The 13680-nt window shown below is 67.7% G+C and carries 13 protein-coding genes and 1 tRNA gene; 6 read left to right on the top strand and 8 right to left on the bottom strand.

Features of this window, described 5'->3' with window-relative positions; all coding sequences use genetic code 11:
* From AVZ66_RS09155 to cbiT, 3 genes are read right to left on the bottom strand one after another with little or no spacing between them, the layout of a single operon-like run.
* Nucleotides 1–876 (bottom strand): cobalt-precorrin-4/precorrin-4 C(11)-methyltransferase, encoded by an 876-nt coding sequence (locus tag AVZ66_RS09155; protein WP_058983774.1) that lies wholly within the window; start codon nt 874–876, stop codon nt 1–3.
* A complete protein-coding gene (locus AVZ66_RS09150; protein ID WP_058983773.1) occupies nt 869–1597 on the bottom strand; it encodes a cobalt-factor II C(20)-methyltransferase in 729 nt (242 codons plus the stop codon). Before AVZ66_RS09150 ends, AVZ66_RS09155 begins: the two co-directional genes overlap by 8 nt.
* Nucleotides 1594–2160, bottom strand: a complete 567-nt coding sequence (cbiT, locus tag AVZ66_RS09145) for a precorrin-6Y C5,15-methyltransferase (decarboxylating) subunit CbiT (protein ID WP_058983772.1) — start codon at nt 2158–2160, stop codon at nt 1594–1596. The genes AVZ66_RS09150 and cbiT overlap by 4 nt, the downstream gene beginning before the upstream one ends.
* Before the next feature lie 150 nt (nt 2161–2310).
* Between cbiT and AVZ66_RS09140 the strand changes: the two genes are divergently transcribed.
* Nucleotides 2311–3123 carry a MarR family transcriptional regulator gene (locus AVZ66_RS09140; RefSeq protein ID WP_058983771.1) on the top strand — a complete coding sequence of 271 codons (813 nt, stop codon included), beginning with the start codon at nt 2311–2313 and terminating at the stop codon, nt 3121–3123.
* Between the two features lie 129 nt (nt 3124–3252).
* Entirely contained in the window at nt 3253–6483 is a 3231-nt protein-coding gene (locus AVZ66_RS09135) for an ion channel (protein ID WP_058983770.1), read from the top strand.
* A gap of 49 nt (nt 6484–6532) precedes the next feature.
* Here the strand turns inward: AVZ66_RS09135 and AVZ66_RS09130 are convergent, their stop codons facing one another.
* The gene (locus AVZ66_RS09130) at nt 6533–6856 is read right to left on the bottom strand and encodes a tRNA-binding protein (RefSeq protein ID WP_058983769.1); all 324 of its coding nucleotides are present in this window, start codon (nt 6854–6856) and stop codon (nt 6533–6535) included.
* Nucleotides 6857–6931: 75 nt separating this feature from the next.
* Between AVZ66_RS09130 and AVZ66_RS09125 the strand changes: the two genes are divergently transcribed.
* From AVZ66_RS09125 to AVZ66_RS09115, 3 genes are all read left to right on the top strand, one after another.
* A complete protein-coding gene (locus tag AVZ66_RS09125) occupies nt 6932–7171 on the top strand; it encodes a glutaredoxin (RefSeq protein WP_058983768.1) in 240 nt (79 codons plus the stop codon).
* Complete coding sequence (locus AVZ66_RS09120) at nt 7168–7704, top strand: cob(I)yrinic acid a,c-diamide adenosyltransferase (protein ID WP_058983767.1); 537 nt, start codon at nt 7168–7170, stop codon at nt 7702–7704. Before AVZ66_RS09125 ends, AVZ66_RS09120 begins: the two co-directional genes overlap by 4 nt.
* A gap of 236 nt (nt 7705–7940) precedes the next feature.
* Nucleotides 7941–8015 (top strand) — tRNA-Val (locus AVZ66_RS09115).
* Nucleotides 8016–8329: 314 nt separating this feature from the next.
* Here the strand turns inward: AVZ66_RS09115 and AVZ66_RS09110 are convergent.
* The 4 genes from AVZ66_RS09110 to sucC all read right to left on the bottom strand — a co-directional run bounded on the left by AVZ66_RS09110 (nt 8330) and on the right by sucC (nt 11901).
* Nucleotides 8330–9355, bottom strand: a complete 1026-nt coding sequence (locus tag AVZ66_RS09110) for a site-specific DNA-methyltransferase (protein WP_058983766.1) — start codon at nt 9353–9355, stop codon at nt 8330–8332.
* A 44-nt stretch (nt 9356–9399) separates the two neighbouring features.
* Entirely contained in the window at nt 9400–9597 is a 198-nt protein-coding gene (locus tag AVZ66_RS09105; protein WP_058983765.1) for a hypothetical protein, read from the bottom strand.
* 289 nt (nt 9598–9886) lie between these two features.
* Nucleotides 9887–10756 carry a succinate--CoA ligase subunit alpha gene (gene sucD, locus AVZ66_RS09100; protein ID WP_058983764.1) on the bottom strand — a complete coding sequence of 290 codons (870 nt, stop codon included), beginning with the start codon at nt 10754–10756 and terminating at the stop codon, nt 9887–9889.
* Nucleotides 10753–11901 carry an ADP-forming succinate--CoA ligase subunit beta gene (gene sucC / locus AVZ66_RS09095; RefSeq protein ID WP_058983763.1) on the bottom strand — a complete coding sequence of 383 codons (1149 nt, stop codon included), beginning with the start codon at nt 11899–11901 and terminating at the stop codon, nt 10753–10755. The genes sucD and sucC overlap by 4 nt, the downstream gene beginning before the upstream one ends.
* A 302-nt stretch (nt 11902–12203) precedes the next feature.
* Between sucC and AVZ66_RS09090 the strand changes: the two genes are divergently transcribed.
* Entirely contained in the window at nt 12204–13547 is a 1344-nt protein-coding gene (locus tag AVZ66_RS09090) for a sodium-dependent transporter (RefSeq protein WP_058983762.1), read from the top strand.
* The last annotated feature ends 133 nt before the right edge of the window (nt 13548–13680 follow it).

Genomic DNA, 13680 nt, shown 5'->3' with positions numbered 1-13680 from the left:
TCAGTCGTCTGCCTCGCTCTCGCTGCCGCTGCGGTTCGCCCAGTCGCCGTAGAGGTACGAGCGGTCGTAGTTCGCGCCCGCGCCGGCGTCGCCGATGACGACGAGCGCGGAGGCTCGATAGCCCGCGTCCTCGACTTTCTCCCCGATGGTGTCGACGGTGCCCTCGATGACGTCTTCGTCCGGCCACGACGCGTGGTAGACGACCGTTACGGGGGTGTCGGGGTCGTGGCCGTCGTCGAGAAGGCGGTCCATCACGTCCGGGATGGCGTGCGTGCCGAGGTAGATGCAGGTCGTCACGTCGCCCATCTCCACGAACTCCGAGATGTGGTCGTCGTCGGCGTCCAGCGTGCGGCCCTGCGGCCGCGTGAACGCGACGTGGTTCGCGGTGCCGTTCAGCGTGAGTTGCGTGCGCAGCGTCGCCGCCGCCGCGAACGCCGACGTGACCCCGGGGACGATGTACGTCGGGACGCCTTCCTGTTCGAGGGCGTCCATCTGCTCCAGCGCGGCGCCGTAGATTGCGGGGTCGCCGCTGTGCAGGCGGACGACCGTCTTCCCGGACTCGTAGGCGTCACCCATTAGCGGCACCAGTTCTTCGAGATCCTTCCCCACGGAGGAGACGGTCTCGGCGTCCGCGCAGTAGTCGTCGAGGAGTTCGCTGTTCACGAGCGACCCCGCGTGCACCACGAGGTCGGCGTCCGCGAGCAGGTCTCTCCCGGTCACCGTGAGCAGGCCGGGGTCGCCGGGTCCGGCACCGACGAACGGGACGCCGTCCTGCACGTCGCCCGCAGTGTGTTCGTACACGCGCTCGTCGCGTTCGCGCTCGCGGCGCTCGCTGGCGGCGTCGATGGCGTCCTGCGGGTCGGTCGCGTCAGTCACCGCCGACCACCCCGCTGGCGTCGTCCGCGCCGTCGCTGGCGTCCTCGAAGGCCGTCGGGCGGTGCTTCTCTAGGTCGGCGCGCTCGGCGTACGCGAGCGTGTAGTAGTCCCGGTCCGCGATTTCGGTGGGGTCACTCGTCACGCGCTCCTCGCCCTGCTCCATGAACAGCCGCCGGCCGTAGGTCACGTCGTAGCCGGCGTCCGCGAGGCCTTCGTGGGTCGCGGGCGCGTCCGTGACCTTGAACAGAATCATGCGGTCCGGGCCGGTGGGGGAGTTTCCCTGTGCGGCCTCGCGGAGCGCGAGCCCCGCGCCCGCGTCGATTTCCACGCCGAGCGCGGTGGCGAACGCGGTGACCGCGCTGACGCCCGGGACGACCTCCACGTCCACGTCGGGGTGGAAGGCGTCGAGCGTGCGGCGGAGGTGACCGAACGTCGAGTAGACGTTCGGGTCGCCGAGCGTCACGAACGCGGCGTCCCCGTCGCGGGCACGCGGCGCGACCTCCGTGGCGGCGTCCCGCCACGCGTCGCGGAGTTCCTCTGGGTCGCGGGTCATCGGGAAGTCGAGGTCGCCGATGCGCGACTCGGGGACGTGTTCGGTGGCGACCGTTCGCGAGAGCCGGCCGGGCGAGTAGACGACGTCCGCGGTTTCGAGGACGCGCTTCCCGCGCACGGTCACGAGGTCGGCTTCGCCGGGGCCGAGGCCGACGCCGTAGAGGGTCATCGGTCGCCCTCCGCGGCGTCCTCGGTGGCGCTCCCGACGAGCATGTAGACGGGGTTCTGGGAGTCGAAGGAGGTCGCGCCAGCGAGCTCGTAGCCGTGGCTCACCTGGAACTGGACGACCTCCTCCAGGAGGTCGCGTTCGCGGAACGCTTCGGTGGCAGCGCCCGCGACCTCCAGCCGGGAGACGTTCATCACGACCGTCTCGACGCCCGCGTCGACGGCGTAGTCGAGGACGGCCTCGTAGTTCCGGCTGCCGCCGAGGAACAGCGCGTCGGCGGCCTCGGGGAGGCCGTCGGGGGCTTCGGCGTGGCGGACGTCGACGGCGTCCGCGAGGCCGTTCGCCGCGAGGTTCCGTTCGGTGGTCTCGACGCGCTCGCGCTTGCGCTCGACGGCGGTGACGCGGCCAGCGTCGCGGGCGGCGTCGGCCGTGACTGCACCCGTACAGGAGCCGACTTCGGCGAAGTGGTCGTCCGGGCCGAGCGCGAGTTTGGCCCGGAGGACGGCTCGCACCTCCGATTTGGTGGGTCCCGCTTTGGCGTCGTGGGGGAGTCGGGTCTGTGACATCACCGAACACAACAGCAGTAGCGCCTAAAACAATTTTGGTTGTATTAGGGAAAGTGGGTTTTCGTTAGGTGCCGGGAAACGGCCGGTAGCGCAAGCGAGAGCGAAGTTTACACAAAGATACTTGAATTAGGGACGGCTCAGGTAGCAGTAATGAGCGATTCGAGCACCGTCGGGGAGCTGGGGGTTCTCCGGAGCAAGCGGAACGCCACGCGCTACCAGATACTCGTCGAAATCGCCGAACGCCAGCCAGCGGTCAGCCAGCGCGAAATCGCGGAAGCAATCGGCGTCACCGCCCAAGCCGTCAGCGACTACCTCGGCGACCTCGTCGAGGACGGCCACGTGCGCAAGCACGGCCGCGGTCGCTACGAGGTCACCAAGGAGGGCGTCGACTGGCTCATCTCACAGACCGACGACCTCCGGTCGTTCGTGGAGTACGTCTCCGAGAACGTCATCGAGGAGGTCGACGTCGACACCGCTATCGCGACCGCCGCAATCGAGGAAGGCCAACGGGTATCGCTCGCGATGCAGGACGGCGTGATGCACGCCACGCCCGGCGACGTCGGCAGCGCCACCGCCGTCGCGGTCACCTCGGCGGAACCCGGGCAGGACGTCGGCGCCGCGGAGTTCGAGGGGATGCTCGACTACCAGCCCGGCGAGGTCACCGTGCTCTCGGTCCCCGCCGTCCGAGAGGGCGGGAGTCGCGCGGTCGCGGACGGCACCGTCGAAGTCCGCCTCGCGGACCACGACCGCGTGGCTGCTGCGGGCGTCGAAGCGCTCGTCGCCGTGCGGGACGCCGGCGTCGAACCTGACATCCGCTTCGGCACCGCCGAAGCCGTCCCGGAAGCCGCCAGCAAGGGACTGTCCGTGCTGCTCGTGGCGACGACCGACCGGCTCTCCGAACACACCGACCCGCTGCGCGAGCGCAACGTCGGCTACGAGGTCGTCGAAGCCGGCGAGGACTGACCGGGGAACTGTCGCCCGCGACTTTCGCTGGATTCTGGTGCCCGCTCCCTCGCCGTTTCGGACGAGCGACGCCCCGCGGCAGGTGTGTTTATTACACCACAGAACTGTAGACTATCTGAGTGTACCTGCATGGACGAAGCCGAACTCCAGTCCATCGTCCAAGCGGCCGAACAGAATCCGGCGTCGGCTGTCGAGGCGCTCGACGAACTTGCCGACGCACTGGACGCCGAGACGGCTGCCGAGCGGAATCTCGCCGTCAGGGCCTACAGCCGACTCGCGTCGGAGTACCCGGAGCGGGTCGGTGAGCACGCGTCGGCCCTGCTCGACCGGGTGGAGGACCCGAACAACGTCGTGCGCTACAACGCGCTACTTGGCTTCCAACACTTAGCCGACGCCGGGCATCCGGCGCCCGCACTCGACGCTCTCGACCGCATCGCGGCCCGCGTCGACCCGGGGGAAGAGCAGTACGACGAGGCCAGAGAGGCCGTGCTGAACCTTCTCAACAAGCTCGCGGTCCACGACCCCGACAGAGTCGCCGAGTACGCGCCCGCGCTCGCCTCGCGGCTCGAACGCGGCACTCCACACGCCAAGTATTACGCGGCGCGAGCGGCGGCCGACCTCCCGCCGGAGGACGCGCCGGACTCCCTTCTCGACGCGCTCGTGGCGGTCGCTCGCGACGGTGGACAGCGCGCGAGCGGCGCCGCTGTAACTGCCCTCGAACGCGTCGCCGAGGCCGACCCCGAGCGCGTCCGTGAGGCAATCTCCGACGCGTATCCCTCCGTCGACGCGACCAGCGATGTCGACGACCTCATTGGCGAACTGACGGGCACTACCGGCGCCAACGCTGTCAACGACTTCGTGGACGCTATCAACGAGGTACTGGAACACCTGCGTGACTTCGAGGGACAGGACCCACCCCTTGACGACCCGCCGCTCGGGGACGAGGCAGCGGACCAACTCCGGCGCACGTTCGACGACGCCACCGACACGCCGCTCCCGGCCCAGCTCGCCACCGAGGCCCGACGCATCGTCGACGTACTCAACGGGCGGCTGAACGCCGAAACGCACGGGTGGAGCCACCCGGAGCCGGTCGACGAACGCGACGGAGACGAGTGCCGGTATGCCTGCGACCACCCCGACGTCGACGGCCGCTGGAACTGCGACCGGTCGACCCACGGCGAATCAGAGTACTGCATCTTCCACGCGAGCGTGACCGAGAAGTCCCACAGTGACGTCCGGGAGGCCCTCCTCGGGGAACTCAACGAGTCGGATAACACTCCGCGGTTCGTCGGCTCGCGCTTCGAACGCCTCGACTTGTCGTATCTTACCCTCGACACCGCCAGCCAGCGCCCCCTCGACTTTCGGGGCGTCCACGTGCTGGGACAGTGTAACTTCACGCAAACCCGCTTCGAGCATGCCGTCTCGTTCGCCGACGCGACGCTGTTCGGCGCGGACTTCAGCCACGCCGACTTCGGGAGTACCGCGAACTTCGACGGCGCCAGCGCCGTCTCGTTCACGTTCGACGGCGCGACGTTCGATGACACGGTGACGCTGACGGACGCGTTCGCGTTCACGGCGGCGTCCTTCCGGGACGTGCTCGCGCGCAACCGGGTGGAGTTCTCGGACGCCGACTTACTCTGTGCAGTCGACTTCTACGACGCGACCATCCGCGGGAAGCTACTGGCCTCAGACGCGACGTTCTACGACCACGCGGAGTTCTCGGGGCTGACGCTTGACGACAGCGGGCTGTTCACCGACGCCGAGTTCTACGAGGACGTGGAGTTCTTCAACGTCACGACCGAGGGGAGCCTGCTCTACCAGAACGCGACCTTCCACGAGGACGCGGACTTCGACGCGGCCGATTTCGGGGACACGCTCAGCTTCTTCGGGTGCACCTTCCACGGGGACGTCGACGTGAGTAGTTCGCGTGTCGAGGGCGTGTTCAACCTCGGCGACGCGTCGGTCGCCGGTGAACTGAACTGCTACGACATCTCGGTAGACGACGCCGTCCACGCACCGGACGCGACGTTCGAGGGCGAAGTCACGTTCGAGCAGTCGACAGTCCGGGGAATGTCTGTGATGGCTACCGAGTTCCGCGGCCCCCTCACGTTCGAGGCCGCGGACCTCCTCGGCGAGTGCGTGCTCCTTCGCTGCACCGTCACCGGCGAGACGTCCTTCTACGGGAGCACCTGCCGGGACGGCCTGCTGCTCGACAAATCCACGTTCGAGTCCTACGTGGACATCAGGCAGGCGTCGATAGCGTCGCTGAGCGCGCTCGACACCAGCACGACGGGTGACAGCGGGTACTTCGACGCCGTCGGCGCGACTGTCGACGACGGAGACATCCGGTTACCGAGATCGAACACGCCCGCCTTCGACTTCACCGAAGCGACCCTCGGCACGGTACGAATCTGGACCGAAGCGCCCTCGGTGACGGTGCTCGACCACGTGAAGCTCATGAACACGAGCTACGAGGGGTTCGATTTCGGTCCGTTCAAGGACGAACTGACCGCGAACCAGTGGCGCATCCACGAAACGGCGGTGGACCTGCAGCGTCCGGAGACGGAGCCCGCGGACCGCGTCGCGGAACTCCGCGAGCTGTTCGGGGCCTTGACCGAGGACAAACCGATAAACTACCGGGAGGATATTCTGGAGAGCCTCTTGGACGAACTGAACGTCCCGGTAGAGGCTGTCGAATCGCTCGTGGCGGACGACTCCGAGGACCTCTCCGCGGAGACCGTCGAGGAACTCGCGGAGGCCGGGATGGGGCCGCTGATCGACCCCGAGACACCGACCGAGTCGCCGCGTGAGGAAACCCCGTCCATCCTCGAGAACACGTACCTGAAGGCACGGAACGCTGCAGCCGGCGCCGGCGACCTCACTGCCCGCCGCGGATTCTTCATCAACGAGATGCGGTACCGACGCCGGCGGCACGGGGAGGCGGCCGTAGACGGTGACGGGGGACTGTTCGAGCGAGGGCGGGCGGCCGGCCGGTGGGCGGGGAACTGGCTGATGGGTGCGACGACGGGGTACGGCCACAAACTTAGTCGCGTTGGCGTGGCGTCGGCCGCTGTCGTCACGCTCTGGGCGGTGTTCTACACCGCGCTGTCGGGAATCAGCGGCGGGAATCAGTTGAACACGCCCGGCGTGTCGAAGTGGTCGGCACTGGCGACGCCGGAGGGAGCGAGCGTCTTCGTGGAGAACCTCTACTTCAGCGTAGTGACGTTCTCCACGCTCGGATTCGGGGGTGTTCGCCCTGTCGGAACGGCGGCGAGACTCCTAGCGGCGGGGGAAGCGATGCTTGGTGCGCTCCTGACCGCGCTGCTCGTCTTCGTTCTGGGGCGCCGCGTCGCCGGCTGAGCGGTTCGGTCGGCGTCGAGAACCCAGCGGCACCGAGTCACCTCCGCTGTCAGTAGAGTTCGCCGCCCAGCGGCACGTCCTCGTCCGGCCCGACGAGCACGGGGTTGCCGTCCGCGTCCGGCACGCCGACGGTCAACACCTCCGACTCGTACCCGGCGATGTTGACCGTGCCGAGGTTCGTCGCGCACAGCACCTGTCGGCCGACGAGGTCCTCGGGGTCGTAGTTGTAGCCCGTCTGAGCGGCCGACTGGACGACTTCGTCGCCGAGGTCGACTTCGAGTTTCGCGAGTTCGGGTTTGCGGGCGTCCGGGAACGGTTCGGCGGCGACGACTTCGCCGACGGCGAACGTCGTCTCGAAGAGGTTCGATGGCACGCCCGAGGCCACGACGCCGGGGGCCAAAACGGTTCGGGACCAACTACTTTCCCGCCGCCCCGCCAAGGGATAGGTATGGGTCTGACACTCTACGAACTGGACGGCTGCCCGTACTGCGAGAAGGCCGCGGACGCGCTCGACGACGCGGGCGTCGACTACGAGACGGTGTGGGTGGACGCGATGCACTCCGAGCGCAACGAGGTCAAGCGCGTGAGCGGCCAGCGCGGCGTCCCCGTGCTCGTGGACGACGACCACGGCGTGACGATGGCCGAGAGCGAGAACATCCTGACGTACGTCGAACGAACGCTCGCATGAAAATCTACACGCGCCGCGGCGACAGCGGGCAGACGGACCTCCGTGACATGACGCGGGTGTCCAAGACCAGTCCCCGCATCGAGGCGTACGGCACCGTCGACGAGGTGAACGCGCTGCTTGGGACGGTTCGACCGACTGGCGTCGACGAACTCGACGAGTACCTGGAGGCCGCGCAGAACCACCTCCACGTCGTGCAGGCGGACCTCGCTAATCCGGAACCCGACGAGGGCGACCCTGTCGTCGACGACGAACACGTCGACGAGGTGGAGGCGTGGATCGACGCCTGCGAGGAACAACTGGAGCCGCTGGAGTCGTTCGTGCTGCCGGGCGGCAGCGACGCGGGCGCGAGCCTCCACCACGCGCGAGCGGTCTGCCGGCGCGCGGAGCGCCGGGCGGTCGCGCTCGCCGACCACGAGGACGAGGTCAACGAGACCGCAATCGCGTACCTGAACCGGCTCTCGGACGCGCTGTTCGTGTTCGCGCGGCTGGCGAATCTGAGAGCGGGTGTCCGCGAGGAGTCGCCGTCCTACTGACGACGTGCGGACGAGATGATGCCTTCGTCCCGGTGCGGGACGTGGTTGTGCCGACGGGTGACAGGCTGGGACAGACGCGGTCGGACGGCCGGCGGCGTCCGCCGCACGAGTTTTAGGTTACCCCAAAACAACTAAAATCTATCGGTGGCGGGCATCGCCGCGTGGTTTCGTGCTCGCGCCCCCGCGACGACTAAACGCAAGTCTTAATGGCGGCCTGCGGGTACTACTTGGTGTACGGGTCGGTGGTCTAGTCCGGTTATGACGGCTCCTTCACACGGAGCAGGTCGGCGGTTCAACTCCGCCCCGACCCACTTCTACCGAAACAACGACCGCGAGCGACCAGCGTGTCGCTCGCGTCGTTCGAGGGTGTGTGCGGTCGGAAGGAGTTGAACCCTGCGAGTCGCGCGCAGCGTAGCGAGCACGTCTCGCTCCGGTTCAACTCCGCCCCGACCCACTCCTCTGATACTCGCACCGCGAAGCGACGCGTGTGTCGCTTCGCGTGAGATAACTGCCGTGGGTGGGCCGCGGAGTTGAACCCTAGCAGACGCAGCGCCGAGCGGAGCGAGGCGACCGTCTTCTTCCGGTTCAACTCCGCCCCGACCGTCTCGCTTCGATTGAACCCCAGCTACTCCTCGTACGGTTCGTGCGTCGCTTCCCAGCCGTCGAGCGTCGGTTCGATGTCGGTGACTTCGTAGAAGCGAATCCCGCGCTCTTGTTTCGTGCGGACGGGCGTGTCGTAGTGGTCGGCGGTGTACTCGAAGTCGTCGTCAGTGTCGTCGACGAACGCGCGGTGGTCGGCGAGGCGGTCGGCAGCGAATTCGCGGGAGAGCGCGGGGGCGTCGCGGATGCGGTCGTCGAAGGCGTCCGCGAGGCCGGCGTCGCGTTCGACGCCGACGGAGTGCCGGCCTGCGATGGCGGCGGCGAGGCTCGTGGTGCCGGTCCCCCAGAAGGGGTCGAGGACGGTGTCGCCGTAGACGGAGTACATGTTCACGAGGCGATAGGGGAGCGCGAGCGGGAACGCCGCCGAGCGCTCGCGCAACTCGGGCTCGGCGAGCGTCTGGTGCTCGCCGTTGAGGTCGTCCCAGACGTCGGAGAACCAGCGGTTGCGTTCCTCCCAGAAGTACGCGGCCTCGTAGCGGCGGTCAGCGCGCGGTTCGAACTCGCGGCGCTGGCCGTTCCGGAAGACGAGGAGGTGTTCGCGTTCGAGCGTGACGTACGCGTTCGGCGGCACCATCCCGCTGCCCATGAACTTCGCAGCGGAGTTGGCGGGTTTCCGCCAGAGCACGCCCGGCAGCGGGTCGAAGCCCAGCGACTGGAAAGCATCAGTAATGCGCGCGTGGTTGTCGTACACGCGGAAGCGCCCGAGGTTGCGCGTGGCGTCCCCGACGTTGACGACGGCGATGCCGCCAGGTGTGAGCACGCGCGCGAGTTCCGCCCACGCGTCGTCCAGCACGGAGAGCATCAGGTCGTGGGCGCGGTCGCCGTCGCCGTCGTCGAGCGCGTCACCGACCGCGGGGTCGAGCGCGGCGAAGACGTCGTCCCACATCTCTATCATCGGGTACGGCGGCGACGTGACCACGAGGTCCACGGAGTCGTCGGCGAGCGGGAGGTCGCGGGCGTCCCCGGCGTGGACGCGGTGGGTGGTCTCCATTCACTCAGTCGTCCGCGCGCCGACACGTAGTCGTTTCGCTGGCGTCAGGCGTCACTCATCCGGCTCGCGTCGGTCGTCTCGCAGACCAGACACCGGCTCACGCGGTAGGGCTCCCGCGAGCAGCCGGGGTTGTCGACGGCCGCGTTCTCGACGCGGAGCTCGATGCGGACTGCGTGGCGGGTAGTTCGCTCGCAGTCCTCACAGAACTCCCGGAGCTTCGAGTCGGGGCTGGCGGTGGTCATCGTGTTCGTGCGGTCGCCCGGCTAGCCCGTAAATGGGGGATTCAGTGGCCTCGGTTTTACGCCGTTTAACCCGAGTTAGGACGGTTTACTGCTCGACCACCGCGGAACCAGAACTGCTGGCCGAGAGCGTTGGACCTAACTGCCAGCGTGGTGTGCGTTAGCACGCTGGTCGCGTGGCTCGGTCAGGGGTGTCCGAGCGCGCAGCGACCTGCGCTCCGTCCTCACGTTTCTCCGCACGCAGCCGCGGCTCTCGGTCGCGCGGCCCGCGAAAGAAAAACGGCGGTGTCCGCTACAGCAGGTCTTCGATGTCGTCCGCGACTTCCTCGGGGGTGTCGCCGACGGAGACGCCCGCTTCGTTGAGCGCGTTGATCTTGGATTCGGCGGTACCGGTGCCGCTGCCGGAGACGATGGCGCCCGCGTGGCCCATGCGCTTGCCCGGCGGCGCGGTGCGGCCCGCGATGAAGCCGGCGACCGGCGTGTCCATGTTCTGCGCGATGTACTCGGCGGCGTCCTCCTCGTCCTCGCCGCCGATTTCGCCGCACATCACGACGGCCTCGGTCTCGGGGTCGGCCTCGAACAGTTCGAGGGCGTCGATGAAGTCCGTCCCGATGATGGGGTCGCCGCCGATGCCGATGGCGGTGGTCTGGCCGATGCCGCGCTGCGTGAGCGAGTCCACGACCTGATACGTCAGCGTGCCGGAGCGGGAGACGAGCCCGACCTTCCCCTCCGAGAAGATGTTCCCGGGGAGGATGCCGAGTTTCGCCTCGCCGGGCGTGATGATGCCCGGGCAGTTCGGCCCCTGCAGGCGCGTGTCGGTCTCCTGCAGGCGCTTGTTCACCTTCGCCATGTCCTGCGTGGGGATGCCCTCGGTGATGGCGACCGCGAGGTCGAGGTCCGTGTCGAGGGCCTCGAAGATGGCGTCCGAAGCGAACGCCGGCGGCACGAAGATGACCGAGGCGTCGGCGTCCTCCTCGGCGACGGCGTCGTGGACGGTGTCGTACACCGGGACGCCGGCGGCCTCCTGGCCGCCCTTGCCCGGCACCGCGCCCGCGACGACGTTCGTCCCGTACTCCATCATCTGTTCGGCGTGGAATTTTCCTTCCCCGCCGGTGATGCCCTGTACCACGACGCGGGTGTCGTCGTCGACTAGAATGCTCATTGTTCTGCCTCCGTGTCAGCGTATTCGACGGCGCGCTGCACGGCGCCTTCGAGCGTTTCCTCGACGGTCACCAGCTCGTCGTTGAGAATCTCGCGGCCCTCCTCGGCATTCGTGCCGGCGAGCCGAACCACGACGCGCTTGGGAATCTCGTCGAACTGTTCGAGCGCGGCGTTGATGCCCTTCGCGACCTCGTCGCCCCGGGTGATGCCCCCGAAGATGTTGAACACGACGCTGTCGACGTTCTCGTCGCTGAACACCATGTCGAGGGCGTTCGCGACGCGCTCGGCTTTCGCACCGCCGCCGATGTCGAGGAAGTTCGCGGGCTTCCCGCCGTAGTAGTCCACGAGGTCCAGCGTCGTCATCACGAGCCCGGCGCCGTTGCCGATGATGCCGACGTTGCCGTCGAGGCGCACGTAGTCGAAGCCGTACTCGTTGGCCTTGGCTTCGAGGTCGTCCTCGGCGGCTTCCTCCTCCATCTCGGCGAGTTCGGGCTGCCGGAACAGCGCGTCCTCGTCGATGTTCATGACGGCGTCCGCGGCGATGACTTCGTCGTCGCTGGTGACCATCAGGGGGTTGATTTCCACGTCGCTGCCGTCGCGGTCCTCGAAGAGGTCGTACAGCGTCGTGAGGATGCTGGCGACGTCGCCGGCGACCTCTCGGGGGATGCCGGCGTCGTAGACGACCTTCCGCGCTTGGAAGGGGTGGAGGCCGAACGCGGGGTCGACGTGCTCGCGGGCGATTGCCTCGGGGTCTTCCTCCGCGACTTCCTCGATGTTGACGCCGCCCTTCTCGGAGACCATCACGACGGGCTTGCCCTCGCCGCGGTCCATGGTGACGCCGACGTACAGTTCGTTCGTGAAGTCGACCGCTTCCTCGACGAGAACCTTGTCGACGGTGTAGCCTTTGAGGTCCATGCCGAGGATGTCTTCGGCGGCCTCGCGGGCTTCGGATTCGTTCTCGGCGAGTTTGATGCCGCCGGCCTTCCCGCGGCCGCCGACGTGTACTTGGGCCTTCACCGCGACGGGGTAGCCGAGGTCATTCGCTGCCTCGACGACCTCGTCGACGGACGTGGCGAGCGTCGACCCGGGGGTCGGAATGCCCGCCTCGGCGAAGACCTGCTTCGCCTGATACTCGTGGAGCTTCATTTTGCACTCGAAACGCTGTCGCGGGTTCGCATAAAGCCAACCCTTCTCACTCACCCCCGCCGCTTTCCTGCGGTCGGGTCGAACGAGGACCGTGAGGGCGCTGCTATCCCGCGATTTCGGCGCCGCTCTCGCGGGCCGGATCCGGCTATCCACGGAACGTCGAACGCGACGGCGGCGACGCCGCGCGTCAAGGGGCCACCACTGCAGTGTCGCGGAGCGGGGACATTCGCGGGCCGGTGGGGTGGCTCCTCCCGCAGACCGTACGTTTTTTAACTGGCGGCGCGGGTACGGCGTGGTACAACATGGCAGAACGAGAGACTTGGACCACGCGAATCGGATTCATCTTCGCCGCCGTGGGTTCGGCGGTGGGGCTCGGGAACATCTGGTCGTTCCCGTTCCAGACGGGGTCGAACGGCGGGGCCGCGTTCCTCGTCGTCTACCTCGCAATCGTACTCCTGTTCGGCTTCCCGGCGATGCTCATGGAGTTCGTCATCGGCCGCGGCAGCAACCAGAACCCAATCTCGGCGTTCCGCGAACTCGGTTTCGGCAATTGGTCGTTCGCGGGGACGCTCGGCGTCGTCTCGTCGATGGTGACGCTGGCGTTCTACAGCGTCATCGGCGGCTGGGTACTCAGCTACATCGCCGGTAGCGCAACCGGCGCGTACTTCGGCAACGCCGGTGGCTTCTTCGGCTCCGTGTCCGCCAGCCCGCTGGCCGTCGGCACGCACGCCGTCTTCATGGCCGTCACCATCGCCATCGTCGCGTTCGGCATCGAGAACGGCATCGAGCGCGCGACCAAGGTCATGATTCCCGCCATCGTCGTGCTGCTCCTCGGCCTCGGCGTCTGGGGGACGACACTCGACGGCGCCAGCGCGGCGTACACGTACTACCTGTCGCCCGACTTCGGCTACATCGCCGACAACCTCGCGTCCATCATCCCGTCCGCCGTCGGGCAGGCGTTCTTCACGCTGTCGCTCGGGTTCAGCGTGATGATAGCGTACGCGTCCTACCTCGGCCGCGACGACAGCCTCCCCGCGGACGGCGGCGCCATCGTCGTCATCAACACGCTCGTCGCGCTGCTCGCCGGCTTCGTCGTCTTCCCCGTGCTGTTCGCCAACGGCATCGACCCGGGCTCCGGCGGCATCCCGACCACGTTCGTCAGCCTCGCAACCGCGTTCGGCGAACTCCCCGGCGGGAGGCTTCTCGGCGTCGTGTTCTTCGTCGTGTTGCTGCTCGCCGCGCTGTCCAGTGCCATCAGCCTACTGGAGACGCCGACGTCGTACATCGTCGACAGATACGACTACAGCCGCAAGACCGTCGCGGGCGTCCTCGGCGGAATCATCTTCCTGCTCGGCGTACCGACGGCGCTGTCGACGAGTACGCTCAGCTGGTACAACGCCATCGTGTTCAGCCTTCTGCTGCCGCTGGTCGTGTTGCTGTTCGCGCTGTTCGTCGGCTGGGTCGCCTACGACTCCTCGAGCGAGGAACTGCAGCTCGGCACGTCGCTGGGCGACGGCTTCGCCACCCTCTGGCTCTGGTGGGTGCGCCTCGTCATCCCCGTCGGCATCGGTCTCACGCTCGTCCTCGGCGTGCAGGACCTGCTCGTGAAGGCCGGCGTGCTCGAAGCCGCGGTCATCCTCGGTTAGGAATCGTCGGCTCGGGCGGCAAATATCGCACCGACTTCACTTCTATAACGGTCGTTCAGGGGCTTTCGGCCGTGTTCTCCGCGATTTGACGGTTCCTCAGACGGAACGCTCAAATGCGGGGGGTTGCTACGGC

This window comes from Halobacterium sp. CBA1132, from assembly GCF_001485535.1.
Classification (GTDB): Archaea; Halobacteriota; Halobacteria; order Halobacteriales; family Halobacteriaceae; genus Halobacterium.
Note: the sequence above shows the minus strand (reverse complement) of the source record. Positions and strands in the feature narration are given on the sequence as shown.

Excerpts from the sequence above, each read along its gene's own strand:
- AVZ66_RS09090 (WP_058983762.1), top strand. The coding sequence starts at position 12,204 with ATGGCAGAACGAGAGACTTGGACCACGCGAATCGGATTCATCTTCGCC.
- AVZ66_RS09105 (WP_058983765.1), bottom strand. The coding sequence starts at position 9,597 with ATGACCACCGCCAGCCCCGACTCGAAGCTCCGGGAGTTCTGTGAGGAC.
- AVZ66_RS09135 (WP_058983770.1), top strand. The coding sequence starts at position 3,253 with ATGGACGAAGCCGAACTCCAGTCCATCGTCCAAGCGGCCGAACAGAAT.
- sucC (WP_058983763.1), bottom strand. The coding sequence starts at position 11,901 with ATGAAGCTCCACGAGTATCAGGCGAAGCAGGTCTTCGCCGAGGCGGGC.
- AVZ66_RS09150 (WP_058983773.1), bottom strand. The coding sequence starts at position 1,597 with ATGACCCTCTACGGCGTCGGCCTCGGCCCCGGCGAAGCCGACCTCGTG.
- sucD (WP_058983764.1), bottom strand. The coding sequence starts at position 10,756 with ATGAGCATTCTAGTCGACGACGACACCCGCGTCGTGGTACAGGGCATC.
- AVZ66_RS09120 (WP_058983767.1), top strand. The coding sequence starts at position 7,168 with ATGAAAATCTACACGCGCCGCGGCGACAGCGGGCAGACGGACCTCCGT.
- AVZ66_RS09140 (WP_058983771.1), top strand. The coding sequence starts at position 2,311 with ATGAGCGATTCGAGCACCGTCGGGGAGCTGGGGGTTCTCCGGAGCAAG.
- cbiT (WP_058983772.1), bottom strand. The coding sequence starts at position 2,160 with ATGTCACAGACCCGACTCCCCCACGACGCCAAAGCGGGACCCACCAAA.
- AVZ66_RS09125 (WP_058983768.1), top strand. The coding sequence starts at position 6,932 with ATGGGTCTGACACTCTACGAACTGGACGGCTGCCCGTACTGCGAGAAG.
- AVZ66_RS09110 (WP_058983766.1), bottom strand. The coding sequence starts at position 9,355 with ATGGAGACCACCCACCGCGTCCACGCCGGGGACGCCCGCGACCTCCCG.